Here is a 23,784-nt window from a genome sequence, read left to right on the forward strand (position 1 = left end):
TTGGAACCATTTCCGTCGTGGATAAGGGGAGACCACATGAATTCAATCGAAATCAACCTGCTCACCAATACTGCCGGCACGCAAAAAATAATGGTCGATTTGCTGATCGGGACGGTTGCCGCCGGCGGATCGGTCAGCTTCATGCATCCGCTGGCGCCGGAAATGGCCGCAGCCTTCTGGAACAAGTCGTTCGAGGCGGCCGCCAGAGGCGAAAGGGCGGTGCTGGGGGCCTGGAACGGCGAGTCTCTAATCGGCACCGTCACCTTACTGCTCGACTGCCCTCCCAACCAGCCGCACCGGGCCGAGATCGCCAAGCTGATGACCCGCCTCGATTATCGCGGCAAGGGCGTCGCAACCCGCCTCATGGAGGCGGCCGAAGCCCTCGCCGTGGAGAAAGGCCGCACGCTGCTGGTCCTGGACACGGCAAAGGAGGAGGGGGCTTCCGGTCTCTATGAGAAGCTCGGCTTCACGCTGGCCGGCGAAATACCGGACTACGCGCTGAAGCCGCACGGTGGGCTGACAGGCACGCTCATCTACTGGAAGCGCATTGGCCAGACACGGTAACGGCGCCGATCGCTGCCAGTGCTGATCTATCCCTTATGGTGGACCTGCTGCAGGCCGTAGACCGGTGTCGCGATGCCTTCGTGCCGCGCCTTCAACTGCAGCGACAGAAATTGCGAATAGTGCCGCGACTGGTGGAGGTTGCCACCATGGAACCAGAGCGCTTCCTGCTGGGTCGGCTTCCACATATTGCGCAATTCGCCTTCCCACGGGCCTGGATCCTTGGTGGTGTTGGAGCCGAGGCCCCAGCATTTCCCAACCTTGTCGGCGACTTCCCTTGAGATCAGGTCGGCCGCCCAGCCATTCATCGAGCCATAGCCGGTGGCGTAGACGATGAGGTCGGCCGGCAGTTCCGAACCATCGCTGAGCAGGATGGAATGCTCCTTGATCTCCGTCACTTCGACGCCGCTTTTCAGCTTGATCGAACCGTCGATGATCAGGTCGGACGCGCCGACGTCGATGTAGTAGCCCGAGCCGCGCCTGAGATATTTCATGAACAGGCCGGAATCGTCGTCACCCCAGTCGAGCATGAAGCCGGCCTTCTCCAGCCCTTTGTAGAAGTCGGCGTCGCGCTTCTTCATCTCAGCGTAGGCCGGGATCTGGAATTCGTGCAGGATCTTGTAGGGTAGCGAGGCAAAGACGAGGTCGGCCTTTGCGGTCGTCATGCCGCTTTGCACCGCTTTTTCCGAGTAGAGCGAACCCAGCCCGATTTCCATCAGCGTGTCGGATTTGACGATATGGGTGGTCGAGCGCTGCACCATAGTGATATCGGCGCCGGCTTCCCAAAGTGCGGCGGCGATATCGTGCGCGGAATTGTTCGAGCCGATCACGACAGCGCTTTTGCCGACATAGGCATCGGGGCCTGGATGCTGCGAGGAATGGTGCTGATCGCCCTTGAAATTTTCCATGCCCTTGAATTTCGGCATATTAACCTTGCCGGACTGTCCCGTGGCCAGCACCAATTGCCTGGGCTTCAGGACGATGTCCTTGCCGTCGCGATGGACGATGACGGTCCATTCCTTCTTCTCATCATCATAGGTGGCGCTCCTGGCCTCGGTGGAGGACCAATAGTTCAGCTCCATGACCTTGGTGTACATTTCCAGCCAGTCACCGATCTTGTCCTTGGGTGAGAAGACCGGCCAATTCCGGGGGAAGTCGATGTAGGGCAGATGGTCGTACCAGACCGGGTCGTGCAGGCAGAGCGACTTGTAGCGCTTGCGCCAGCTGTCGCCGGCACGCTCGTTCTTCTCGACGATGATGGTCGGCACGCCGAGCTGCCTGAGGCGGGCGCCGAGTGCAATTCCGCCTTGGCCGCCGCCGATGATCAGTGTGTAGGGCTGCGTCTTGAAGCCGAGTTCAGCGGCCTCTCTTTCGCGCTCTTCCTTCCAGGTCGGACGGTTCTTGCCGTGGCCATGCTTGGCGCCCAGCGGCCGGGCGAAGCCGGCGGATTCCTCATGACCCTTCAACTCGACCATGCTGGTCAGCAGCGTCCAAATCTTTCCTTCCTTCAGCCTGATGTGCCCAAAGCCGCGGGCCACTTCGGTTTCGAAGCTGATCCAGCCCTCCAGCACCCCGCCGTCCTCGCTGGCGTCCTCGCCGGCGGCGATCCTCCAGTTCGAAGGTTTCGTCTTCGCCAACTGGCTGACCAGCATGTCGCGCACCAGATCGCGGCCCTCCATGGTCTTGATGTTCCAGGTAAAGGTCACCAGGTCGCGCCAGTAACAATCTTCCTGAAAGCATTCGACCGCTCTGTCGATATCGCTGGCGGCAAGTGCTGCGCCGAATTGATCGAGCAGGTCGGACAGTTTCTTGGCTGGGGCCTTGTCGAGCATCAAATTTCCTCCCGTAAGTCCTGTGGCTTCACCGGACCCTCCCAGCCCGGTTGGCCGAAGTATCGCGGCAAAATGTGCGCGGCGTCACGTCGTCAAATAGTTTGGCGTGGTTTCAATGGTTTATCACAGTAGTTGTTGACTTGGCAGGAGATCATCCGTGCCGCAGCGAATCATTCGGCCCCATATCTCGGGCGCGCCGACGACGGTCAGCTTCGGCGTGTCCGGACCGCTGATACGATGGGAAGTTGAAGCTCTCGCCGATAGTCCTAGCTGTCTGAAGACTAGAGATGCGTCTTTGCAACACTACGCACGGTCATTGTAAATATTGAAAGAAAGGCTCTTGCGTCAAATTTGCCGCGAGCTTAGAGAAGCCGCCCATTCTAACCCGTCGTCCTGAAGGGAGACCTGTCAATGACCCGGCAATCCAGATCGACACATTCCGTGCCGACGCTGGAATTGCGTGCGGCTGACGGGGTTCCAATCAGGAAGAACGGCCATGGCAAAGTCCATGATCCAGCGCAGGCAGGACGCCAGCGCGAACGTATTGAAGCATATGCAGTAACGCTGCGGCGGGTTTTTCCCGTCGCGCGTCCCGCTCCAGATTTCGAGCGGGCGCTTGACGAGGCACGTCCGTGCTTTGCCAGGATGGCGATCCGCGACGGCGCCCTATGGCGTCCAAAGCGAGATTGCGCTCCGCAAGGCTTGGTATATCGCAGTAGCGCGTGGTGACTCGCTCTACAAGGCGGGCGCCAGTGCATGGCTGTCCCGCAAGGAGGTGCATTGCTTCCTGAACTTGTCCGGCGATTTGACCTTCGACGAGGCATTTTGGGTGGCGATCGCCCGGTCCTACACGGATGATTCCGGGTTGGCGGCCCGACTTGCCAAGTCGAAAATCGCGCGCACGCCACGTAACGATCTGGCCTTCTGGCGCGAGGTGGCGCGGTTCTTCTGCGCACAACCTACGTCGAAGGAGGAGATCGACGATTTGTGCGACTATATCGGCGCCATGCACCAGCGCCGTGCAGCGTACAGCCTGAAGGGTCGCACGCTCGCCTCACTGCGTCGGCACATGGTGGAATGGCATCGCGATATCGCCGCGATCGAACGCATCGAGGCGATGCGCCGCCGCGCTGCCGGGCGGGCTCCACATACTGCCGGAATGCAGTCGCAGGGCCGCGCCTGGGATGGCTCGCGCCTCGATGACTGGGACTGGCAGCCGTCGACCAAGGAGGCAAAGGCAGCATGGCGAGCATTTCTTCGTCCGTCAGTTGAAGACAGCCGAAGATCTGGTCGCCGAGAGCCGAGCGATGCATCATTGCGTCTCGATGTACGCGGCCAAATGCATCGCCGGCAATGCCTCGATCTGGGTGCTGCGGCGCACAGCGCTCGGCAAGATCGAGCGGATGCTGACGATCGAACTCGACCCGCAAAACCGTGCGGTGCAGGTGCGCGGTTTCGGCAATCGTCTCGCTTCGCTCGAGGAGCGCAAGATCGTCGAGCGCTGGGCCAAGGCGAGAGGCGTGGTGCTCACGGCCTGAAACGAAGACCCCGCGCGGCGGAAGTGCCGCGCGGGTTGCCCAATGAGCGAATGTGCCGACGTCAGGCCAAGCGCATATTCACCGTTGACAGCGCCATCAAACCAATTCTATGGTCCGCGACCATGAAAAAGGCACTCATTCTCGTAGGAAAGCGCGTGGGCAAGGCGGTGTAACCGCCGGGCGATGACCTCCCATGCGCAAGACACAGGCTCCCTCGGGGGCCTTTTTTATTGCCCGAAACACGACTAAACGACCAGCAATCGCCAGATGGCGAACAGTACGGGACCAGACCGATGAGCAGTGGACAGAGTGAGCGGCGCGAAATGACAGGCGCTGAAATGGTGGTGCAGGCGCTGAAGGACAATGGCGTCAAGCATGTTTTCGGCTATCCGGGCGGCGCGGTTCTCCCAATTTACGATGAGATCTTCCAACAGGACGAGGTCGAGCACATCCTCGTCCGCCACGAGCAGGGCGCGGGCCATGCGGCGGAAGGCTATGCGCGCTCGACCGGCAAGGCCGGCGTCATGCTGGTGACCTCCGGGCCGGGCGCCACCAATGCGGTGACGCCATTGCAGGACGCGCTGATGGATTCGATCCCGCTGGTCTGCCTGACCGGCCAGGTGCCGACTTCGCTGATCGGCTCGGATGCGTTCCAGGAATGCGACACGGTCGGCATCACGCGGCCCTGCACCAAGCACAACTGGCTGGTGAAGGACGTCAACGAGCTCGCGGCAACGATCCACGAGGCATTCCATGTGGCAACCACAGGGCGCCCCGGTCCGGTCGTCGTCGACATCCCGAAGGACGTTCAGTTCGCCAAGGGCATCTATGTCCCGCCGCAGACGGCGCCGCGCACCAGCTACCAGCCGAAGGTTCAGGGCGACCTGGAGAAGATCAAGGCGGCGGTCGAGCTGATGGCCGGCGCCAGGAAGCCGATCATCTATTCGGGCGGCGGCGTCATCAATTCCGGCCCGGAGGCGAGCCATTTGCTGCGCGAGCTGGTCGACCTCACCGGCTTTCCGATCACCTCGACGCTGATGGGCCTCGGCGCCTATCCGGCATCGGGCAAGAACTGGATGGGCATGCTCGGCATGCACGGCACGTATGAAGCGAACATGGCGATGCACGATTGCGACGTCATGCTCTGCATCGGCGCGCGCTTCGACGACCGCATCACCGGGCGGCTGACGGCGTTTTCGCCGAATTCGAAGAAGATCCACATCGACATCGACCCGTCGTCGATCAACAAGAACGTCCATACCGACGTGCCGATCATCGGCGATGTCGGGCGTGTGCTGGAGGATCTGGTGCGGCTGTGGCGGGCAACCGCCAAGGCCGACAAGAAGGCACTTCACCCGTGGTGGGAGCAGATCGCCAAATGGCGCGCCCGCGATTCGCTCGCCTATAAGATGAACCACGAGGTGATCATGCCGCAATATGCCGTCCAGCGGCTCTATGCGCTGACCAAGGACCTCGACACCTACATCACCACCGAGGTCGGCCAGCACCAGATGTGGGCGGCGCAGCACTACCATTTCGAGAAGCCGAACCGCTGGATGACCTCCGGCGGACTGGGCACGATGGGCTACGGCCTGCCGGCGGCGCTCGGCGTGCAGATCGCCCATCCCGACGCGCTTGTTATCGATATCGCCGGCGACGCCTCGGTGCAGATGACGATGCAGGAGATGAGCGCGGCGGTGCAGCACGAGGCGCCGATCAAGATCTTCATACTCAACAACCAGTATATGGGCATGGTGCGGCAATGGCAGCAGTTGCTGCATGGCAACCGGCTGTCGCATTCCTACACCGAGGCGATGCCGGATTTCGTCAAGCTCGCCGAAGCCTATGGCGGCCACGGCATTCGCTGCGACAAGCCGGACGAGCTTGACGACGCCATCAAGGAGATGATCGCGGTCAAGAAGCCCGTCCTCTTCGACTGCCGCGTGGCGACGCTCGCCAACTGCTTCCCGATGATCCCGTCCGGCAAGGCGCATAACGAGATGCTGTTGCCTGACGAGGCGACGGACGAGGCTGTGGCCAACGCGATCGACGCCAAGGGCAGGGAACTGGTGTAGCTTGGTTCAAGGAAGCTGTGCGAAAACAGCAGATTAGCAAAAAAGTTTGAAATCGAGATTCATGTCATGAACGCACAGTTGCAACCGACCGGCTCCGCCTATTTCATCGCCAAGGAGACGGAAAAACCAGAGAACCACACGCTTTCGGTCCTAGTCGACAACGAGCCGGGCGTGCTTGCCCGGGTCATCGGCCTGTTTTCCGGACGCGGCTACAACATCGAGAGCCTGACGGTCTCGGAAACCGAGCACGAAAAACACCTGTCGCGCATCACCATCGTGACGCGCGGCACGCCGCATGTGCTGGAGCAGATCAAGCACCAGCTCGAGCGCATCGTGCCGGTGCACCGCGTCGTCGATCTCACCGTGCGGTCGCAGGAATTCGGACAGGAGCGGCCATTGGAGCGGGAACTCGCGCTGGTCAAGGTTGCCGGCACCGGCGAAGCCCGCGTCGAGGCGCTCCGGCTCGCCGATGCATTCCGCGCCAGCGTCATCGACGCCAACACCGAGCATTTCATCTTCGAGATCACCGGAAAGGGCTCCAAGCTCGATCAGTTCATCGCCATCATGAAGCCGCTCGGCCTCGTCGAAATCTGCCGCACCGGGGTGGCGGCGATGAACCGCGGCCCGCAAGGGATGTAGCTCGCAGTATCCAGTTGCTTTAGCCGCGTTTCTGCGGCGCCAAGTGATTCCACTCGGCTGCAAGATGATCTGGCGCCGCATATCTGTTCCGTCGCAATGCGATCGCCTGGCCCGGCTGCGCGCCTGGAGTGGCTTTTGCGCGACGGTCGTAAAAGGACAATAGTGCTGACTTAATTGGGAGGAAGCTATGACGCTGGATGCATTCCTTGCTCTTCTGGTCTATGCCTTCGTGACCTCGGTCACGCCGGGTCCGAACAATTTCATGCTTCTGGCTTCCGGTGTGAATTTCGGCTTCGTCAAAACGATTCCGCATATGCTGGGCATCGGCATCGGGTTCCTCGTCCTGTTGCTGGCCGTAGGCTTCGGGCTTGGCGCGGTGCTGACGGCCTTTCCAATGCTGCATACCGGATTGAAGATCGCCGGCGGCCTCTACCTGCTTTATCTCGCCTGGAAGATTGCCATGTCGCGCTCGCTCGGCGGCGAAGGCGAGGCGAAGGGCCCGCCAATGCGCTTCATCGAGGCGGCGGCGTTTCAGTGGGTCAATCCCAAGGCCTGGGTCATGGCGATCACCGCCATGGCCGTCTACACCAACCCGAATCGTCCGTTTGTGTCCGTGGTACTGATCTCGGCCGCTTTCGCCGTCGTCATGCTGCCGAGCATTTCGAGCTGGGCCGGTTTCGGCATGGCGCTGCGCGGTTTTCTGGCGGATGCGGTGCGGCTCAAATGGTTCAACATCGCCATGGGCGTGACGCTTGCGGCGACGCTGTGGCCGATGCTGCGCTAGCTGCCGTTTTATTGTGCACTGCACATTAAATCTTCGTAATGACGGCTTTTGGCCCTTTTTCGCCTTCGGCATCCTCTATTATCTGGCAAAATCGCGGCAAGAGGCTGCGAGTTGAGCTAGACTGCGACCACCGGATAACGGCGTGTCGGATCGAGAGGCCTTTTGTCGATGCGCGGAAAGATTGTATTTGCGGTGATTGCTGCAGCCTGCGTTGCCGCGGCGTGGCTCTATCTTTCGCCCACCGCAATGAGCGGTCTTCAGCAGATGCTGTCGGCGAAGCAGACGACGGCGACGGCAGACAAACCCGCCGCAGCGGCAAATGCTGCTCGCTCGACCTCGGTGGTCGCCGCCACTGCTTCGACGGCCGATTTCCCGGTCCGGCGCTATGCCATCGGCTTTATATCGTCTCCCGCGGTGGTCAGCATCAACGCGCGGGTCTCGAGCCAGATCGTTGCGATTGCGGTCAAGGACGGACAGATGGTGAAGGCCGGCGACCTTCTGTTCTCGCTGGACGATCGCTCGTTGAAGGCGCAACTGGCACGCGATCAGGCGACGCTCGCAAAAGACCAGGCGCTGCTTGCCAGCGCCACGGCCGATCTTCAGCGCGCCAAAAATCTCGTCGCCAGGCAAGCCGGAACACAGCAGACCTATGATCAGGCCGTCGCGGCGCAAAAATCCGCCGCGGCCACCGTCGACGCCGACAAGGCGACGATCGATGCGGACGAGGTCCAGCTTGGCTTTGCCACGATCAAGGCGCCGATTTCCGGCAGGCTTGGCGCGGTCAGTGTCGCGGTCGGCGATCTCGTCACCACCAGCAACGGCAGCAGCACGTCGACCCCGCTGGTGACGATCACGCAGGTCGACCCGCTGCAGGTGAATTTCAATCTTCCCGAAAGCGATCTTGCCCTACTGCACAAGGCGCTGGCGGCGCCGCAGCTAGGCGCGGTGACGCTGACCAGGGATGGCGACCCGAAGCCGATCGGCAGGGGAACGCTGGATTTCGTCGATTCCAGCGTGGACACGGCCTCCGGCACGATCGCAACGCGGGCGAGCGTGCCGAACGCCGATCTTTCGCTGTGGCCGGGCCAATATGTCAATGTCGTGCTCGATGCCGGCATCATGCCGCAAATGACGTCCGTTCCGACGGTTGCCGTCCAGCCCAGCCAGAAGGGTCCGTTCGTCTATGTGATCAAACCGGACAACACAGTGGAAATGCGGCCCGTGCAGGTTGCGCTGACAGAAGGCGCCAACACCGCGATCAGCCAAGGATTGAAAAGCGGTGAGCGTGTCGTCGTCGAGGGCCAAACCAAACTGAAGAACGGTGCGGCAGTGCGCGAAGGCAAGACTTCGACCGGCACCGGCGATCACGCGGCTCCGAAGGTCGCCGAGGCTGACAAAACGGGCGGGACACAGCCATGATTTCCGAATTCTGCATCCGCAGGCCCGTCGCCACGCTGCTCATGTCCTTCGCCCTGGTGCTGGGCGGGCTGTTTGCTTACAAATTCCTGCCGGTGGCGGCACTGCCAAGTGCCGAGTTTCCGGTGGTCAACGTCTCGGCCTCGCTGCCTGGGGCCTCGCCGGAAACCATGGCGACCTCGGTGGCAACGCCGCTGATCAAGCAGTTTGCCACCATCGCCGGCATCGATTCGATCTCGACGACCAATTCGCTCGGCTCGACCTCGATCGCCATTCAGTTCGTGCTCAACCGCGACATCGATGCAGCCGCCGCCGATGTGCAGGCGGCGATCGCACGCACGCAACGGCAATTGCCGCCGGAGATGACCAGCCCGCCGAGCTATCGCAAGGTCAATCCAGCCGACGCGCCGATCTTGCTGATGTCCCTGGTCAGCGACACCATTCCGCTGACCGATCTCGATGCATTTGCCGAGAATGTGATCTCGCCGTCGCTGTCGACGATCGACGGCGTTGCGCAGGTTTCAATTTTTGGCCAGCAAAAATATGCCGTGCGCGTCCAGATCGATCCGACGGCGCTCGCCGCACGCGGCATCTCGATCGACCAGCTGCAGACGGCCATTGCCTCGGCCAACAGCAACACGCCGCTCGGCGTGCTCAAGAACAACAAACAGCAGCTGACCATCACCGCGAACACGCAGCTGACCAACGCGGCAGGGTTCTCCAACATCATCATCGCCACCAAGAACGGCCATCCGGTGCGGCTCGGTGAGGTGACCCGCGTCATCGATTCGGTCGAGACCACGACAACGGCAAGCTGGTACGACGGCACCCGCGCCATCATCATGGCGGTGCAGCGCCAGCCGGATGCCAACACCGTCGACGTTGTCGATCGCGTCAAGGCGATGCTGCCTTCCTTCGAGGGTCAGATGCCGGCGGCGGCGAGCATCCAGTTGCTCAACGATCGCTCGACGTCGATCCGCGAGGCGGTCGACGATGTGCAGTTCACGCTGCTGCTCACCATCGCGCTGGTGGTGATGGTGATCTTCCTGTTCCTGCGCCGGGTGACGGCGACGGTCATTCCGGCGGTGGCGGTACCGATTTCGCTCATCGCCACGCTGGGCGTGATGTACCTGTTCGGGTTTTCCATCGACAACATCTCGCTGATGGGACTGACGCTGGCGGTCGGCCTTGTCGTCGACGATGCCATCGTCATGCTGGAAAATATTTTCCGCCATATGGAGGAGGACGGGCTCTCGGCAATGGAGGCGTCGCTCAAGGGCGCCCGCGAAATCGGCTTCACCATCATATCGATCTCGATCTCGCTGGTGGCTGTGTTCATTCCCGTGCTTTTGATGGGCGGCGTGATCGGGCGCATCTTCAATGAGTTCGCGGTGGTGGTGACGGTCGCCATTCTGGCGTCGATGTTTGTCTCGCTGACGCTGACGCCGATGCTGTGCTCGCGGCTGTTGTCGTTATCGAAAGCCGAGCGAGAAGCAGCGCATGGCGAGGACCATAGACAAAACTTCTTCATGCGGGGCTATGACTGGCTGCTGACATTCTGCCTGCGCCACAATTTCCTGGTTTTCCTTGTCTTCCTCGTGACCGCCGGGCTGTCGGTCTGGCTGATCCAGATATCGCCGAAGGGCTTCTTCCCGCAGGAGGATATCGGCCAGGTCTCGGTGACGACCATCGCGCGTCAGGACATTTCCTTCGACGCCATGGTGAAGCTGCAGGGGCAAGTGGCAGACGTCTTCACCCATTCGCCCTATGTCGCGCATGTCGGCTGGTCGGCGGGCAGTGGAAACAATGCGCTCAACCAGGGCCAGCTCTTCGTGCAGCTGAAAGACAAGGACCAGCGGCCGAACATCGACAAGGTGCTTTCGGATCTGCGGCGCCAGCTTGCCAATGTACCCGGCATCGAAACCTACATGCAGCCGGTGCAGAACCTGCGACTCGGCGCGCGCTCTTCGGCGAGCGCCTACCAGCTTGCCGTGCAGGGCCTCGATACCGGCCTGACGACCGTCTGGGCGCAAAAGCTCACAGACGCAATGGCCGCCGATCATGCCGCCTTCACCGATGTCACCAATGATCTGCAGAACAACGCGCTACAGGCGACGCTGGTAATCGACCGCGACAAGGCGGCGAACCTCGGCATCGATACCGACACATTGCGCTCCAGCCTCTATGGCGGTTTCGGCACCCAGCAGGTGTCGACCATCTTCGGCTCGGCCGACAGCTACGACGTGATCATGGAACTCGATCCGAACATCGAGTGGTCGCCCGAGCGGATGCTGGCCATCAAGGTGAGAACGGCGAGCGGCAGCCTGGTGCCGCTCGGTGCCTTCGCCCGTGTCGATCGGACCGCCGGCGCCTTGACCGTCAATCAGCTCGGCCAGCTTCCGGCTGTGACCATCTCCTACAATCTGCCGCAAGGCGTGGCCCTCGGCGACAGCGTGAGCCACATCAATGCGCTGAAGGAAAAGATCGGCATGCCGCCGACGATCTCGACCACCTTCTCGGGCACGGCGAAGACATTCCAGGATTCGCTTTCCAACCAGGGACTGCTGATCGGCGGCGCGATCCTCACCATCTATATCGTGCTCGGCATGCTCTATGAGAGTTTCATCCACCCGCTCACCATCCTGACCGGGCTTCCGTCGGCGGTGCTTGGCGCGCTGGTGGCATTGCGGCTGGCGGGGATGGATCTGTCGGTGATCGCGGTGATCGGCATCCTGATGCTGATCGGCATCGTCAAGAAGAACGGTATCATGATGATCGATGTGGCGCTTGAACTCAGGCGCGAGGGGATGTCGCCTGTCGAATCCATCCACAAGGCCTGCCTCATGCGCTTTCGGCCGATCATGATGACGACGCTCGCCGCGCTGATGGGCACCATCCCGATCGCGCTCGGCACCGGCGCCAGCGCTGAATTGCGCCAGCCTCTCGGCGTGGCGGTGGTCGGCGGTCTCGTCGCTTCGCAGGCACTGACGCTGTTCGTCACGCCCGTCATCTACGTTTACATGGAGCATTTTTCCGGTTGGCTTGTTAGGCTGTGGGCGGGGCGCCATGGCGAGCCGGGCTCAGTCGAAACCGTCGCTCAGCCGTCACTGTTCGATGATGAGGAAGAACCGCTGGGTGAGCCGCAGAAAGCGGCAGCTGAATAATGCTGGCCCAAGCCGTGGTGCTTGCGGCCGGGCGTCCGCGATCGTAATTTGACGCCATGCCGCACGACCACGACCACGACAACGAACTCGATCCTTTTGCGGCGCGCGTGCGCGCGCTGGAGACGATCCTCACCCGCAAGGGCCTGATCGATCCGGCGGCGATCGATGTCATTGTCGACACCTACGAAACCAGGATCGGGCCGCGCAACGGCGCAAAGGTGGTGGCAAAAGCCTGGGTTGACCCCGACTTTGCCGAATGGCTGAAGCGCGACGCGACGGCCGCCATCGGATCGCTCAGCTACACCGGCCGACAAGGCGAGCACATGCAGGCGGTGTTCAGCACGGCCGACACACACAACCTCGTCGTCTGCACGCTGTGCTCCTGCTATCCGTGGTCAGTTCTCGGCCTGCCGCCGGTCTGGTACAAGGCGCCGCCCTACCGTTCGCGCGCAGTGATCGATCCGCGCGGCGTGCTCGAGGAATTCGGGCTGACCTTGCCGGCGACGACGACAATCCGGGTATGGGATTCGACCGCCGAGCTGCGCTATCTGGTCGTGCCTATGCGGCCCAGGGGCACGGAGGGCTGGGATGAGGCACGGCTCGCTGATCTGGTGACGCGCGATGCCATGATCGGCACGGCGTTGGCGCGGGAGCCGGCATGAACGGGCCGCAGGATCTCGGCGGACAGATGGGTTTCGGGCCGGTCGCGCCCGAACAGGACGAACCCTATTTCCATGCCGATTGGGAAAGGCGGGCGCTTGGCGTGACCTTGTGCGCCGGCGCCATGGGCGCCTGGACCATCGACGAAAGCCGGCATGCGCGGGAATCGCTGCACCCGGCCGACTACTATGCGTCGAGTTATTACGAAATCTGGATCAAGGCGCTGGAGGTGCTGCTCAAACGCCATGGTTTCGTCAGCGACCGCGATCTGGCCGTGGGCGACGCGGTCGACCAGGCAGCGACACCCAAAAGCGTGCTCAAGGCTAAAGATGTTCCGGCGGTGCTGGCCAAAGGCGGGCCTTGCGACCGGCCGGTCGCTGCGCCGGCACGGTTCAAGGCGGGCGACCTCGTGCGAACCAAGAACTTTCATCCGACCGGTCACACCAGGTTGCCGCGCTATGCACGCGGCAAGCGAGGCCTCGTCGAGGCTGTGCGCGACGGCTTTGTCTTTCCCGACACCAATGCGCACGGCCAGGGCGAAAACCCGCAATGGGTCTATACGGTGGCCTTCGCCGGCGGCGAAATCTGGGGCGAGGGCGCCGATCCGACACTTGTCGTGTCGATCGATGCCTGGGAGAGCTATCTTGAACCGGCGTGAGACCAGCTCAGTTGCCGCCTTATTGCCCGCCGGTGTCGAGGCGCCGGTGTTTGCCGAGCCGTGGCAAGCGGAAGCCTTCGCCATCACAGTGGCGCTGCACGACAGGGGGCTGTTTTCCTGGAGCGAATGGGCGGATGCCTTGTCGACCGAGGTGAAGCGGCCGGGCGCCGCGAGCGACGGTCACGATTACTACGAGCACTGGCTGGCGGCACTGGAGAATCTGCTGTCGACCAAAGGCGTTGCCGGTAGGAACGACGTCGATATCCTTGCCGCTGCCTGGGAACGCGCCGCGCATGCTACGCCGCATGGCAAGCCGATCCTGCTGGAGAACGACCCGCAGCGGGCTGGGTAAGCTGTCGTCGCCCGATGTTGTTCTCTTTACGTTCCTGTTCGTCGCTGATAGCCTGACCCTGTCGCAGCGGCGTAATTGCCGGCGATGAAATTGATGGTGATGGCAGTCACCTTGTCTTTCCCTCGCGAATCCGGTCTGTCGCGCTGATGGAATTCTCTCCTCAACAGGATGAGGCGCTGAAGGCGGTGGCCGGCTGGCTGAAAACCGGCAGGCCGCAGCTGTTCCGGCTGTTTGGCTATGCCGGCACCGGCAAGACGACGCTGGCGCGCTATTTCGCCGAGCATGTCGACGGCCAGGTGCAGTTCGCCGCCTTCACGGGCAAGGCGGCGCAGGTGCTGCGTTCCAAGGGCGCGGTCAATGCCCGCACCATCCATTCGCTGATCTACCGGCCGAAGGGCGAGGAATCGGTATCGGACGAGGTGACCGGCAAGACCTCGATGTCGCCGACGTTTTCGCTCAACCGGCAGAGTCCGATCTCGCGGGCCAAGCTCGTCGTCATCGACGAATGCTCGATGGTCGACGAGCAGCTTGGCCGTGACCTGATGAGCTTCGGCACGCCGATCCTGGTTCTCGGTGATCCCGGCCAGTTGCCGCCGATCTCCGGCGGCGGCTTCTTCACCGACCACGAGCCGGACATTCTGCTCACCGAAATCCACCGCCAGGCGCGCGATAACCCGATCATCAGGCTGGCGCTCGACGTGCGCGAGGGCCGCGAGTTCATGCGCGGCGACTATGGCGCGGCGCAAGTGATCGGCAAGGAAGACGTCACCCAGGAATTGGTGCTGAAGGCTGACCAGGTGCTGGTCGGCACCAACCGCACGCGCCGCCGCTATAACCAGCGGCTGCGCGAGCTGAAGGGGTTCAACGCCGATTATCCGCAAGCCGGCGACAAGCTGGTCTGCCTGCGCAACGATCCGGCCAAGGGGCTGCTCAATGGGTCGCTTTGGAAGGTGATGACCTCGTCGCGCGAGACGGTCAAGCCCGGCATCAATCTGCTGGTCTCGCCGGAGGAAGATGACCCGGATCGCGGCGTCGCCAAGATCAAGCTGCTCAAAGCCGCATTCGAGGATCCCGACGCCGATATTCCCTGGCAGCAGAAGAAGCGCTTCGACGATTTCGATTACGGCTACGCGCTGACCGTGCACAAGGCGCAAGGGTCGCAATGGAACGAGATCGTGCTTTTCGACGAAAGCTGGGCATTCAAGGAAACCCGCCAGCGTTGGCTCTACACCGCCATCACGCGCGCGGCCGAACGGCTGACGATCGTCCGATAGGGCTGTCTGGTCCGTCGTATCAGCGCTGGGCGATCGGTCTGGCGCCAAGCCATTCCCAGGCAGCGGCTTCGTCCTTGGCCTCGAAATGCCGGAGTTCGATGGGCAAAGAAGCGGGCAAAAAGGCTCTTGCCTCCGCTATCCAGTTCGGTTCGCCGACCGCCGCGCAGCGGCCGATATGCTCCACGGCATGAGCTATGCCCTGTTCGATCGTCTCGTCCGATACGTCGGCCCAGTCGACACCCTCATGGTCGATCAGACGCACCAGCACGTCGATCTTCGGATGCAGCGCGTAGGCCGCCTCCAGCAATCCGAACAGGTTTTCGGCGTCAGCCGCTGCGACATGGCCGACGACATCGATGGCGAAGAGATCTTCGCTATCGGTGTCGATGCGGCGGACCGCCGGCACGGTATCGAGAAAATTCAACAGGGAACTCCTTGCACTCGATTTTCTTCGCTCACCTTGGAACACCTGAAACCCTCTGTCTGTTCCCGTTAAAGGCGGTATAGATGCGCGCCAAGATCAGCCTGGAGCCGTGCAAATGCCTGCAAAGCTTTCCGTCAACCTCAATGCTATCGCCATGCTGCGCAACCGGCGCGACCTGCCGTGGCCAAGCGTGACCGGGCTTGGACGCATCGCCCTTGCTGCCGGCGCGCATGGGCTGACGGTGCACCCGCGACCCGACGAGCGGCACACCAGGCATTCCGATCTGCCGCAGATCAGGGCGCTGATCGACGACGAGTTCCCGAATGCGGAATTCAACATCGAGGGCTATCCGACCGAGGATTTCCTGGCGCTTGTGGAAAAGCACCAGCCGGAGCAGGTGACGCTGGTGCCGGACCACCCGGAGCAGGCGACTTCCGATCATGGCTGGAACTTCACCGCAGAGGCTGCGTTCCTGACACCGGTCGTCAAGCGCCTGAAGAAGGGAGGCTTTCGCGTATCGCTGTTTTCCGATCCGGATCCCGATGGCGTGAAAGCCGCTCGCGACACCGGCGCCGACCGGATCGAACTCTATACGGGTCCATATGGCAGCTATCATTCCGATTCGGCAAAAGCGGCGAAGGAATTGGAGAAATTGGGAAAAACGGCGGATGCCGCACTGGCTGCAGGGCTCCAGGTCAATGCCGGGCACGACCTTGTAGTGAGCAATTTGCCGGCACTGGCCAGGCGCATCCCGGCATTGGCCGAAGTGTCCATCGGACATGGGTTGACAGCCGATGCGTTGGAGTATGGCATGGCCGGAACGATCAGACGGTTTCTGAAGGCTTGTGGCTGGGGGAGAGAGGCGGGCCGATAGCCCTGCGTTCCCGGCATGGCAGCACGCCCTTTCCATCCCCGCAGCATAGAGCACCGCACGTCTATGGGAGTGTCGTCCATGGCCCTTGCCAACGCTGGTAGCGAGGCAGAACCCATCGAACAATCCAGCCACTCCAAGGTCGAGCAGCACAGCACCAAGGTTCTGATGCTGGGTGCGCTGGGCGTGGTTTACGGCGATATCGGCACGAGCCCAATTTACGCGTTTCGGGAAGCGCTGCACGCATCGTCGGGACCGGTAGCGCGCAACGATGTTCTCGGCGTGCTGTCGCTTATCGTCTGGGCGCTGACGATCATCGTCACGATAAAATACGTCGCCTTCGTGCTCAGAGCCGACAACAAAGGCGAGGGCGGCACGCTGTCGCTGATGGCGCTTGCGCGCAGCGCTTATCCAAAGGGAGCCCGGTTCATTCTGGGGATCGGACTTTGCGGCGCGGCGCTTTTTTTCGGCGACGCAATCATAACGCCGGCCATCTCCGTGCTTTCGGCTGTCGAGGGCCTGGAAGTGGTGGCTCCGACGCTTGAAGCCTTTGTCGTTCCGATCACTCTTGTCATCCTGGCAATGCTCTTTGCCGTGCAACGGTTCGGCACCGGCCGGGTGGCGGCCGTGTTCGGGCCGGTGACGGCAGTGTGGTTCCTGGCCATCGGCGCCGCCGGGGTCTACCATCTGCTGGACGACCCGTCGGTCCTGCTGGCGATCAATCCCTATTACGCGGTCGCTTATCTTGCCAATACGCCCACCGGTGCCTTCGTCACGGTCGGGGCGGTGTTCCTGGCGGTCACCGGGGCCGAAGCCCTCTATGTCGATCTCGGCCATTTCGGGCGCAGGCCGATCGTGCTGGCATGGTTTTCCGTGGTGTTTCCTTGTTTGCTCCTCAACTATTTCGGACAAGGCGCGTTCGTTCTGGCCAACGGCGGCAAACCCACCAATCCATTTTTCCAGATGCTGCCTGATTGGGCCCTGATGCCCATGGTTGGGCTGGCTACGGCAGCGACGGTGATCGCCAGCCAGGCGGTGATCTCCGGCGCGTTCTCGCTGACGCGCCAGGCGGTGCAGCTCAATCTGCTGCCGCGCATCGAGGTGCAGCATACTTCCGAGATGCAGTCCGGCCAGATCTACATGCCGCGGGTCAATCTGGTGGTCGCGCTGGGCGTGATGTTGCTGGTCGTCGGCTTTGGCAGTTCGAGTTCGCTGGCTTCCGCCTACGGCATTTCGGTCACTGGCGAAATGCTTATGACGACCATCCTGCTGTTCGTCGTGATGCGGTTCCGGTGGAAATGGCAGCTTGCACTGGCGGCCGCGCTCACACTGGTGTTTGGCACGATCGATACCGGATTTTTCCTCGCAAACGTCGTGAAGATCCTCGAAGGCGGGTGGGTGTCGATCACGGTCGCTTGCGGCATGGGGCTGATCATGTCCACATGGATCCGCGGCACGCGCTATTTGTTCGACAAGACCCGCCGGAACGAGATCCCGCTGGATTTCCTTGCTGGCAATCTGCTGAAGAAGAAGCCGCATTTGGTGTCGGGCACCGCGGTGTTCCTGACCAGCGATCCGCTGAGTGCGCCGACCGCGCTGATGCACAGCCTGAAGCACTACAAGGTGCTGCACGAGCAGAACGTCATCCTTTCGGTGGTGACGGCACCGCAGCCTGTCGTGCCCGACAGCGAGCGCGTCAAGATGGAGACTGTCAACGAGCTGTTCATGCGGGTGACGCTGACCTTCGGCTACATGGAGCAGCCCAACATCCCGCGCGCGCTGGCGATCTGCCGCAAGCAGGGCTGGAAGTTCGACATCATGACGACATCCTTCTTCCTGTCGCGACGCTCGCTCAAGGCATCGCCCAATTCCGGCATGCCGGTCTGGCAGGACAAGCTGTTCATCGGGCTGGCGCGCTCGGCGGCCGATGCGACGGAATATTTCCAGATCCCGACCGGACGCGTGGTTGAGATCGGAACTCAGGTGGCGATCTAGAACGTGCCTGTTGCAACGTTCCAGGCAGTCTGCCGATAGGGATCGAGCTGCCAAGCCGGGAAGACTCGCAATACCGACACGGAGCCATTACGTGACGGCACTTGATATTGCAGCGCAGCAAGCGTAGAGCACCGCCCGCTTATCGGAGTGTCGTCCATGGCCCTTACCAGTACTGGTAACGAGGCAGAACCCGTCGAACAATCGAGCCATTCTGAGGTCGAGCAGCACAGCACAAAAGTGCTGATGCTGGGCGCACTCGGCGTGGTTTACGGCGATATCGGCACCAGCCCGATCTATGCGTTCCGCGAGGCACTGGTGGCATCTTCCGGAGGCGAAGTCGCCAATCGTGGCGACATCCTCGGCGTGCTGTCGCTGATCATCTGGTCGCTGACAATCATCGTCACCATCAAATACATCATGTTCGTGCTCAGGGCCGACAATCGCGGCGAGGGCGGTGTGCTGTCGCTGATGGCGCTGGCACGCAACAGTTTCCCGACGCGCTCGGCGGTGATCCTCGGCATCGGCATCGTTGGCGCCTCGCTGTTTTTCGGTGACGCCGTCATCACGCCGGCGATCTCGGTGCTGTCGGCGGTCGAAGGCATGAATGTCGTCACGCCGACTTTCCAGCCCTATGTGGTGCCGTTGACGCTGGTCATCCTGGCGATCCTGTTTTCGGCACAGCGGTTTGGAACCGGCGGCGTCGCCCTGATCTTCGGCCCGATCACGGCGGTCTGGTTCCTGGCCATTGGTCTTTCCGGTCTAAATCACATCATCGCCGACCCGGAGATCCTGCTGGCGGTTAGCCCGCATTACATCGTCGCGTTCCTGATCAATTCACCCGACGTTGCCTTCGTGACGATCGGCGCCATCTTCCTCGCCGTCACCGGCGCCGAGGCGCTCTATGCCGATCTCGGCCATTTCGGCCGTAAGCCCATTGTGCTCGCCTGGCTGGCAATCGTGTTCCCTTGCCTGCTGCTGAACTATGCCGGGCAGGGCGCGTTCGTGCTGGCGAAAAACGGAGTGGTCGGCCATCCCTTCTTCGAGATGAACGAAGGCTGGACACTTATTCCGATGGTCGTCCTGGCTACAGCTGCGACAGTCATCGCCAGCCAGGCGGTAATCTCCGGCGCTTTCTCGCTGACCAGGCAAGCGGTGCAGCTCAATATGCTGCCGCGCCTGGAAATCCTGCATACGTCGGAAAGACAGTCCGGCCAGATCTACATGCCGCGCGTCAACATGCTGCTGGCGCTGGTGGTGATGCTTCTGGTGGTCGGCTTTGGTGAATCCAGCAAGCTTGCCTCGGCCTACGGCATTTCGGTGACCGGCAACATGCTGGTGACGACGGTGCTGCTCTACGTGATCATGAGCCGCATCTGGAAATGGCAGCTCTGGCTGGCCATCTCCCTGACAGTGCTGTTCGCGTTCATCGACATCGGCTTCTTTGCCTCGAACATCGTCAAAGTGTTCGAAGGCGGCTGGGCTTCGCTGGCGGTGGCCTTCACCATTGTGCTGGCCATGTGGACCTGGATCCGCGGCAGCCGCTATTTGTTCGAAAAGACGCGCCGGAACGAGATCCCGCTGGATTTCCTTGCCGGCAATCTGCTGAAGAAGAAGCCGCATTTGGTGTCAGGCACCGCGGTGTTCCTGACCAGCGATCCGCTGAGTGCGCCGACCGCGCTGATGCACAGCCTGAAGCACTACAAGGTGCTGCACGAGCAGAACGTCATCCTTTCGGTGGTGACGGCACCGCAGCCTGTCGTGCCCGACAGCGAGCGCGTCAAGATGGAGACCGTCAACGAGCTGTTCATGCGGGTGACGCTGACCTTCGGCTACATGGAGCAGCCCAACATCCCGCGCGCGCTGGCGATCTGCCGCAAGCAGGGTTGGAAGTTCGACATCATGACGACGTCCTTCTTCCTGTCGCGGCGCTCGCTTAAGGCATCGCCCAATTCCGGCATGCCGGTCTGGCAGGACAAGCTGTTCATCGGGCTGGCGCGCACGGCGGCCGATGCGACGGAGTATTTCCAGATCCCGACCGGACGCGTTGTCGAGATCGGAACTCAGGTGGCGATCTGAACAAACGGCCGTGCCCTTCCAAGGGCACGGCCGTTTGTCAGGCTCAGCTCACCAGAGCCGCCTTGTTTGCTTCAAGAAATTGCTTCAGCGGCTGCGGCTTCCTGCCGGACAGCGTCTCGACCGCGTCGGTCACCATGCTGATGCGGCCGGAGCGGGTGTTGGTGTCGAAGGAAACGATGATGGGGGCGAAGGCTTCGGGAACGCCAGCTGCCTTCAATCCCTCGGTCAGCGCTTCATCCGAAAGCTGGACGACTTCGATCGGCTTGCCGGTAACCTCGGCGACGAGACCTGCGATCTCGGCGACCGTATAGGCCTGCGGACCCGTCAGCGTGTATGTCGTGCTTTCGGTTGCTCCCGAAGCGAGGCCGGCGGCGATCGCCGCGGCCATGTCGTCGCGCGCGCCATGGGCAATGCGGCCGTCTCCAGCGGATGTGTACCACTGCCCCGAGGCGATGGCGTGCGGCAGCGCCATGAACAGGTTCTCCTGATACCAGCCGTTGCGGAAGATGGTGTAGGGAATACCGCTCGTCTTGATCGCCTGCTCGGTGCCGTGGTGATCGGGCGCAAACAGCACCGGCGATCCTGGCTCCGGATTGGGCATCGATGTGTAGAGCAGATGCGAAACGCCCGCGCTTTTTGCGGCGGCGACCGCGGTCTCATGTTGCTTCAGGCGCTTGCCGGGAAGGGCGAGCTCGTCCGTCGAAATGATCAGAACCCTGTCGGCACCCGTGAATGCACTGGCCAGCGATGCCGTGTCGTCGAAATCGGCCGCCCTGATGGTGACGCCGCGCGCTGCCAGATCGGCGAGATTTTCCGGATTGCGGGTGGCGGCGATGATGCGCTGAGGCGAGACCTTGAGCGTGTCAAGCAGATGATTGATGACGCCGCGGCCAAGCTGGCCGGAGGCGCCGGTGACGAGAAGGGTGTCGGTCATGAGATGTCCTGACGTTGCGCCGAAGCGGCGGGGTGCATAGGTAAGTCTCAAAAAGAGACCAGCGCTAAAATAAGAATTGACCGACCCTCGTAAAGAAGGCAGTTTTGCGGGAGGTAGGCACACCCAGGGAACCAGCCATGGACGGCAGGATCGTCAATCTGAGATCGAAGCTCGAGATATACAAAGCCGGCAACGGTGGCGCAAAGCTTGCGGATTGCCCTATTCGCGATGTGATCCAGGGCATCAGCAACAAATGGAGTTCGCTGCTGATAATGGCCTTGGCCGAGAAGCCGTACCGCTTCGGTGAATTGCGACGGTTGGTGCCCGACATTTCACAGCGCATGCTCACCCAGACGCTGCATGATCTGCAGCGCGACGGCTATGTGCATCGCCAGGTGTTCCCGACCAAACCGCCGAGCGTCGAATACAGCCTCACCGATCTCGGGCGCTCGATGTTCGGACCCTTGCATCAATTGATGCAGTGGGCCGAGCTCAACCATGGCGCGGTGCGTGAAGCGCGTGCTGTCTTCGACGCTGAAGACTAAGCCTCAACGAACACGGCGGCTTGATTTAGGGACAGCGCTAAAGGATTGTCCGGCCTGGATTGGGACGGGCAAATGGGCAATTCTCTGGATATCGCGATTGCCGGTGCCGGTCCGGCTGGACTTGCCGCCGCGCTCTATCTCAAGCGCGCAGGGCATCGGGTCACTGTCTTCGAGCGCTTCGAGCAGCCAACGCCGGTCGGGTCCGGGCTGATCCTGCAGCCGACCGGGCTGACGGTGCTCGCCGATCTCGGCCTGCTTGAAGACATACTAGCGCTAGGCAGCCGCATAGACCGCCTGCATGGTGCAGACGCCAGAACCGGCCGCACAGTGCTCGACGTCCGCTACGATGCCCAGCGCGGCGGCCGTTTCGGGCTGGCGGTGCACCGCGCGGCTCTGTTCGGCGTGCTTTTCCGCGCCGTCCGGCGCCAAGCGATCACCATCGAGACAGGTATCGAGCTCGAGACGCTGGAAACTGGCGAACGGGCAACATTGGTCTGCGGCAACGGACGAAGGATAGGGCCGTTCGACCTGGTAGTGGATGCCAGCGGTTCGCGCTCCAAATTGCGGCAGTGCATAAACAATCCGGGCGAACCGCGGCCGCTCGCCTATGGCGCGTTCTGGGGATCGCTTGGCTGGCGCGGCGGGGGTTTCGACGAGCACGCGCTGCTGCAGCGCTACGACAGAGCGAGCGTGATGATTGGCGTGCTGCCGATCGGCCGGCCGGAACCGGGTACTGAAAAGATGGCGGCATTCTTCTGGAGCCTAAAGCCGCCGGATGCCGAGCAGGTAAGGGCAACAGGCCTCGAGGCATGGAAGGCGAGATTGGTCGGGCTGTGGCCTGAATGCGCGGCCTTCACCGACCAGATCGACAATTTCGACCAGCTTTCACTGGCGCGCTATGGCCATCACACGATGAAGACGCCAGCCGGACGGCGATTGGCTGTTATCGGCGATGCGGCGCATTCGACGAGCCCGCAGCTCGGGCAGGGCGCGAACATGGCGCTACTCGATGCAGCAGCGCTCAACTACGCGGTCATAGGAACGGATCGTATCGATACTGCGCTGGAGGCTTACGTCCGGGCGCGGCGATGGCATGTGCGGGTCTTTCAGGTGCTGTCGCTGGTGCTGACGCCGTTCTATCAGTCGGATTCGACCGCGATGCCGTTCGTCCGCGACAGGCTGGTGGCAACGCTGGCGAAAATCCCACCGGCGCCGCTGTTTCTTGCTTCCATGGTTACAGGAACGGTGATTGATCCGTTCAGGCCGATCAGGCTTGCGGAAGCGCAATGGCCGGATCGTTTCGGCGAATGATTTCCGAAAGGTGCGAACCCTTCGCCTGCAGGAATGCATGGAGGCGTTGCGGATAATCGGGAGCGACCGCGCCCTTCACGGATGGGCGTTTGTGCAACACCTCGCGCCAGGCCTGGACATGCGGCTTTCCGTCCAGGATGCCGAAATCGCCGATCCGGTCGAAGACGTCGAAATAGCGAAAGATCGGCCCGTAGACCGCGTCGACCAGTGAAAAACGCTCGCCGTCGAACCATGGTCCAGCCGCGCCATTCGCCAGTTCCACTTCCAGGCGATCGAACATCTGCCGACAGAGCCTCGCTTTCCGCAAGAAAGGCGGCTTCGGTGAGTGCTGAATAGAAGCGGCCGATGGCATTGAGGATTGCCGAGCCGAACTCAATCCAGGCACGATGCCGGGCGCGGGCGTAGGCACCGGTCGGATGCAGCGGATTGGTCTGGGTTTCCTCGAGGAATTCGAGGATGACGAGCGATTCGAAGATCACCGTCTCCTGGCCGTCATGCTCAATGCGAAGCAGTGGCACCTTGCCAAGCGGCGATATTGCCTTGAACCAGGCAGGCTTGTTGGCGAGATCGACCGCGACGCGCTCGAACGGCACGCCCTTTTCGCGAAGTGAAATCGCCGTGCGCTGCACGTAGGGACAAAGATGGTGGCTGACGAGAGTGAGCCTGTCGGTCATC

The 23,784-nt window shown here is 61.9% G+C and carries 19 protein-coding genes and 1 pseudogene; 16 read left to right on the forward strand and 4 right to left on the reverse strand.

Translation table 11 applies throughout. From position 1 onward, the window contains the following. The first annotated feature begins 36 nt into the window (after positions 1–36). Positions 37–564 (forward strand): GNAT family N-acetyltransferase, encoded by a 528-nt coding sequence (locus tag NKI85_RS08980; RefSeq protein ID WP_352776606.1) that lies wholly within the window; start codon positions 37–39, stop codon positions 562–564. A 26-nt stretch (positions 565–590) separates the two neighbouring features. Here NKI85_RS08980 and NKI85_RS08985 read toward each other — a convergent pair whose 3' ends face one another. Then, positions 591–2,393, reverse strand: a complete 1,803-nt coding sequence (locus NKI85_RS08985) for an NAD(P)-binding domain-containing protein (RefSeq protein WP_352776607.1) — start codon at positions 2,391–2,393, stop codon at positions 591–593. A 1,199-nt stretch (positions 2,394–3,592) separates the two neighbouring features. Here NKI85_RS08985 and NKI85_RS08990 point away from each other — a divergent pair. From NKI85_RS08990 to NKI85_RS09035, 10 genes are all read left to right on the forward strand, one after another. Beyond that, a complete protein-coding gene (locus NKI85_RS08990) occupies positions 3,593–3,931 on the forward strand; it encodes a PcfJ domain-containing protein (protein WP_352776608.1) in 339 nt (112 codons plus the stop codon). A gap of 293 nt (positions 3,932–4,224) precedes the next feature. Beyond that, positions 4,225–6,006 (forward strand): acetolactate synthase 3 large subunit, encoded by a 1,782-nt coding sequence (locus tag NKI85_RS08995; RefSeq protein WP_352524396.1) that lies wholly within the window; start codon positions 4,225–4,227, stop codon positions 6,004–6,006. Between the two features lie 66 nt (positions 6,007–6,072). Continuing rightward, positions 6,073–6,645, forward strand: a complete 573-nt coding sequence (gene ilvN / locus NKI85_RS09000; RefSeq protein WP_023676680.1) for an acetolactate synthase small subunit — start codon at positions 6,073–6,075, stop codon at positions 6,643–6,645. Positions 6,646–6,832: 187 nt separating this feature from the next. Beyond that, positions 6,833–7,429 (forward strand): LysE family translocator, encoded by a 597-nt coding sequence (locus tag NKI85_RS09005; RefSeq protein WP_352524397.1) that lies wholly within the window; start codon positions 6,833–6,835, stop codon positions 7,427–7,429. 168 nt (positions 7,430–7,597) lie between these two features. Further along, positions 7,598–8,848 (forward strand): efflux RND transporter periplasmic adaptor subunit, encoded by a 1,251-nt coding sequence (locus NKI85_RS09010; RefSeq protein WP_352776609.1) that lies wholly within the window; start codon positions 7,598–7,600, stop codon positions 8,846–8,848. After that, positions 8,845–12,009 carry an efflux RND transporter permease subunit gene (locus NKI85_RS09015; RefSeq protein ID WP_352776610.1) on the forward strand — a complete coding sequence of 1,055 codons (3,165 nt, stop codon included), beginning with the start codon at positions 8,845–8,847 and terminating at the stop codon, positions 12,007–12,009. Before NKI85_RS09010 ends, NKI85_RS09015 begins: the two co-directional genes overlap by 4 nt. Positions 12,010–12,065: 56 nt before the next feature. After that, positions 12,066–12,671 (forward strand): nitrile hydratase subunit alpha, encoded by a 606-nt coding sequence (gene nthA, locus NKI85_RS09020; protein WP_352524401.1) that lies wholly within the window; start codon positions 12,066–12,068, stop codon positions 12,669–12,671. Further along, positions 12,668–13,327: a nitrile hydratase subunit beta gene (gene nthB / locus NKI85_RS09025; protein ID WP_352776611.1), complete on the forward strand. Its 660-nt coding sequence runs from the start codon at positions 12,668–12,670 to the stop codon at positions 13,325–13,327. The genes nthA and nthB overlap by 4 nt, the downstream gene beginning before the upstream one ends. Beyond that, positions 13,296–13,679 (forward strand): nitrile hydratase accessory protein, encoded by a 384-nt coding sequence (locus NKI85_RS09030; protein ID WP_502895991.1) that lies wholly within the window; start codon positions 13,296–13,298, stop codon positions 13,677–13,679. The genes nthB and NKI85_RS09030 overlap by 32 nt, the downstream gene beginning before the upstream one ends. Positions 13,680–13,825: 146 nt before the next feature. Next, entirely contained in the window at positions 13,826–14,953 is a 1,128-nt protein-coding gene (locus tag NKI85_RS09035; protein WP_352524405.1) for an ATP-dependent DNA helicase, read from the forward strand. 19 nt (positions 14,954–14,972) lie between these two features. Here NKI85_RS09035 and NKI85_RS09040 read toward each other — a convergent pair whose 3' ends face one another. Next, positions 14,973–15,377: a SpoIIAA family protein gene (locus NKI85_RS09040; RefSeq protein WP_352524406.1), complete on the reverse strand. Its 405-nt coding sequence runs from the start codon at positions 15,375–15,377 to the stop codon at positions 14,973–14,975. A gap of 115 nt (positions 15,378–15,492) precedes the next feature. On the opposite strand from NKI85_RS09040, the gene NKI85_RS09045 reads away from it, so the two are divergent. The 3 genes from NKI85_RS09045 (at position 15,493) to NKI85_RS09055 (ending at position 20,319) form a co-directional block, all read left to right on the forward strand. Beyond that, positions 15,493–16,251 carry a pyridoxine 5'-phosphate synthase gene (locus NKI85_RS09045; protein ID WP_352524407.1) on the forward strand — a complete coding sequence of 253 codons (759 nt, stop codon included), beginning with the start codon at positions 15,493–15,495 and terminating at the stop codon, positions 16,249–16,251. 78 nt (positions 16,252–16,329) lie between these two features. Then, positions 16,330–18,243 carry a potassium transporter Kup gene (locus NKI85_RS09050; protein ID WP_352524408.1) on the forward strand — a complete coding sequence of 638 codons (1,914 nt, stop codon included), beginning with the start codon at positions 16,330–16,332 and terminating at the stop codon, positions 18,241–18,243. A 156-nt stretch (positions 18,244–18,399) separates the two neighbouring features. Continuing rightward, positions 18,400–20,319 carry a potassium transporter Kup gene (locus NKI85_RS09055; RefSeq protein WP_352776613.1) on the forward strand — a complete coding sequence of 640 codons (1,920 nt, stop codon included), beginning with the start codon at positions 18,400–18,402 and terminating at the stop codon, positions 20,317–20,319. 43 nt (positions 20,320–20,362) lie between these two features. On the opposite strand, the gene NKI85_RS09060 is transcribed toward NKI85_RS09055, so the two are convergent. Next, positions 20,363–21,253, reverse strand: coding sequence for an SDR family oxidoreductase (locus NKI85_RS09060; RefSeq protein WP_352776614.1), 891 nt, complete (start codon positions 21,251–21,253; stop codon positions 20,363–20,365). 137 nt (positions 21,254–21,390) lie between these two features. Between NKI85_RS09060 and NKI85_RS09065 the strand changes: the two genes are divergently transcribed. After that, the gene (locus tag NKI85_RS09065) at positions 21,391–21,798 is read left to right on the forward strand and encodes a winged helix-turn-helix transcriptional regulator (protein WP_352776615.1); all 408 of its coding nucleotides are present in this window, start codon (positions 21,391–21,393) and stop codon (positions 21,796–21,798) included. 72 nt (positions 21,799–21,870) lie between these two features. Then, complete coding sequence (locus NKI85_RS09070) at positions 21,871–23,109, forward strand: FAD-dependent oxidoreductase (protein WP_352776616.1); 1,239 nt, start codon at positions 21,871–21,873, stop codon at positions 23,107–23,109. Here NKI85_RS09070 and NKI85_RS09075 read toward each other — a convergent pair. Further along, positions 23,066–23,783 (reverse strand): annotated as a pseudogene (locus NKI85_RS09075) (glutathione S-transferase family protein). The gene NKI85_RS09070 and the pseudogene NKI85_RS09075 sit on opposite strands and share 44 nt — an antisense overlap. Position 23,784: the final 1 nt, after the last annotated feature.

It is taken from the genome of Mesorhizobium sp. M0571 (assembly GCF_040320985.1).
In the GTDB taxonomy this organism is placed as follows: Bacteria; Pseudomonadota; Alphaproteobacteria; order Rhizobiales; family Rhizobiaceae; genus Mesorhizobium.

Bases quoted from the DNA above. Each gene is read 5' to 3' on its own strand.
- NKI85_RS09015 (WP_352776610.1), top strand. From the start codon at position 8,845: ATGATTTCCGAATTCTGCATCCGCAGGCCCGTCGCCACGCTGCTCATG.
- nthB (WP_352776611.1), top strand. From the start codon at position 12,668: ATGAACGGGCCGCAGGATCTCGGCGGACAGATGGGTTTCGGGCCGGTC.
- NKI85_RS09055 (WP_352776613.1), top strand. From the start codon at position 18,400: ATGGCCCTTACCAGTACTGGTAACGAGGCAGAACCCGTCGAACAATCG.
- NKI85_RS08980 (WP_352776606.1), top strand. From the start codon at position 37: ATGAATTCAATCGAAATCAACCTGCTCACCAATACTGCCGGCACGCAA.
- NKI85_RS09050 (WP_352524408.1), top strand. From the start codon at position 16,330: ATGGCCCTTGCCAACGCTGGTAGCGAGGCAGAACCCATCGAACAATCC.
- NKI85_RS09070 (WP_352776616.1), top strand. From the start codon at position 21,871: ATGGGCAATTCTCTGGATATCGCGATTGCCGGTGCCGGTCCGGCTGGA.
- NKI85_RS09060 (WP_352776614.1), bottom strand. From the start codon at position 21,253: ATGACCGACACCCTTCTCGTCACCGGCGCCTCCGGCCAGCTTGGCCGC.
- NKI85_RS09005 (WP_352524397.1), top strand. From the start codon at position 6,833: ATGACGCTGGATGCATTCCTTGCTCTTCTGGTCTATGCCTTCGTGACC.
- NKI85_RS08990 (WP_352776608.1), top strand. From the start codon at position 3,593: ATGACTGGGACTGGCAGCCGTCGACCAAGGAGGCAAAGGCAGCATGGC.
- nthA (WP_352524401.1), top strand. From the start codon at position 12,066: ATGCCGCACGACCACGACCACGACAACGAACTCGATCCTTTTGCGGCG.
- NKI85_RS08985 (WP_352776607.1), bottom strand. From the start codon at position 2,393: ATGCTCGACAAGGCCCCAGCCAAGAAACTGTCCGACCTGCTCGATCAA.
- NKI85_RS09010 (WP_352776609.1), top strand. From the start codon at position 7,598: ATGCGCGGAAAGATTGTATTTGCGGTGATTGCTGCAGCCTGCGTTGCC.
- NKI85_RS09045 (WP_352524407.1), top strand. From the start codon at position 15,493: ATGCCTGCAAAGCTTTCCGTCAACCTCAATGCTATCGCCATGCTGCGC.
- ilvN (WP_023676680.1), top strand. From the start codon at position 6,073: ATGAACGCACAGTTGCAACCGACCGGCTCCGCCTATTTCATCGCCAAG.
- NKI85_RS09035 (WP_352524405.1), top strand. From the start codon at position 13,826: ATGGAATTCTCTCCTCAACAGGATGAGGCGCTGAAGGCGGTGGCCGGC.
- NKI85_RS08995 (WP_352524396.1), top strand. From the start codon at position 4,225: ATGAGCAGTGGACAGAGTGAGCGGCGCGAAATGACAGGCGCTGAAATG.
- NKI85_RS09065 (WP_352776615.1), top strand. From the start codon at position 21,391: ATGGACGGCAGGATCGTCAATCTGAGATCGAAGCTCGAGATATACAAA.
- NKI85_RS09030 (WP_502895991.1), top strand. From the start codon at position 13,296: ATGCCTGGGAGAGCTATCTTGAACCGGCGTGAGACCAGCTCAGTTGCC.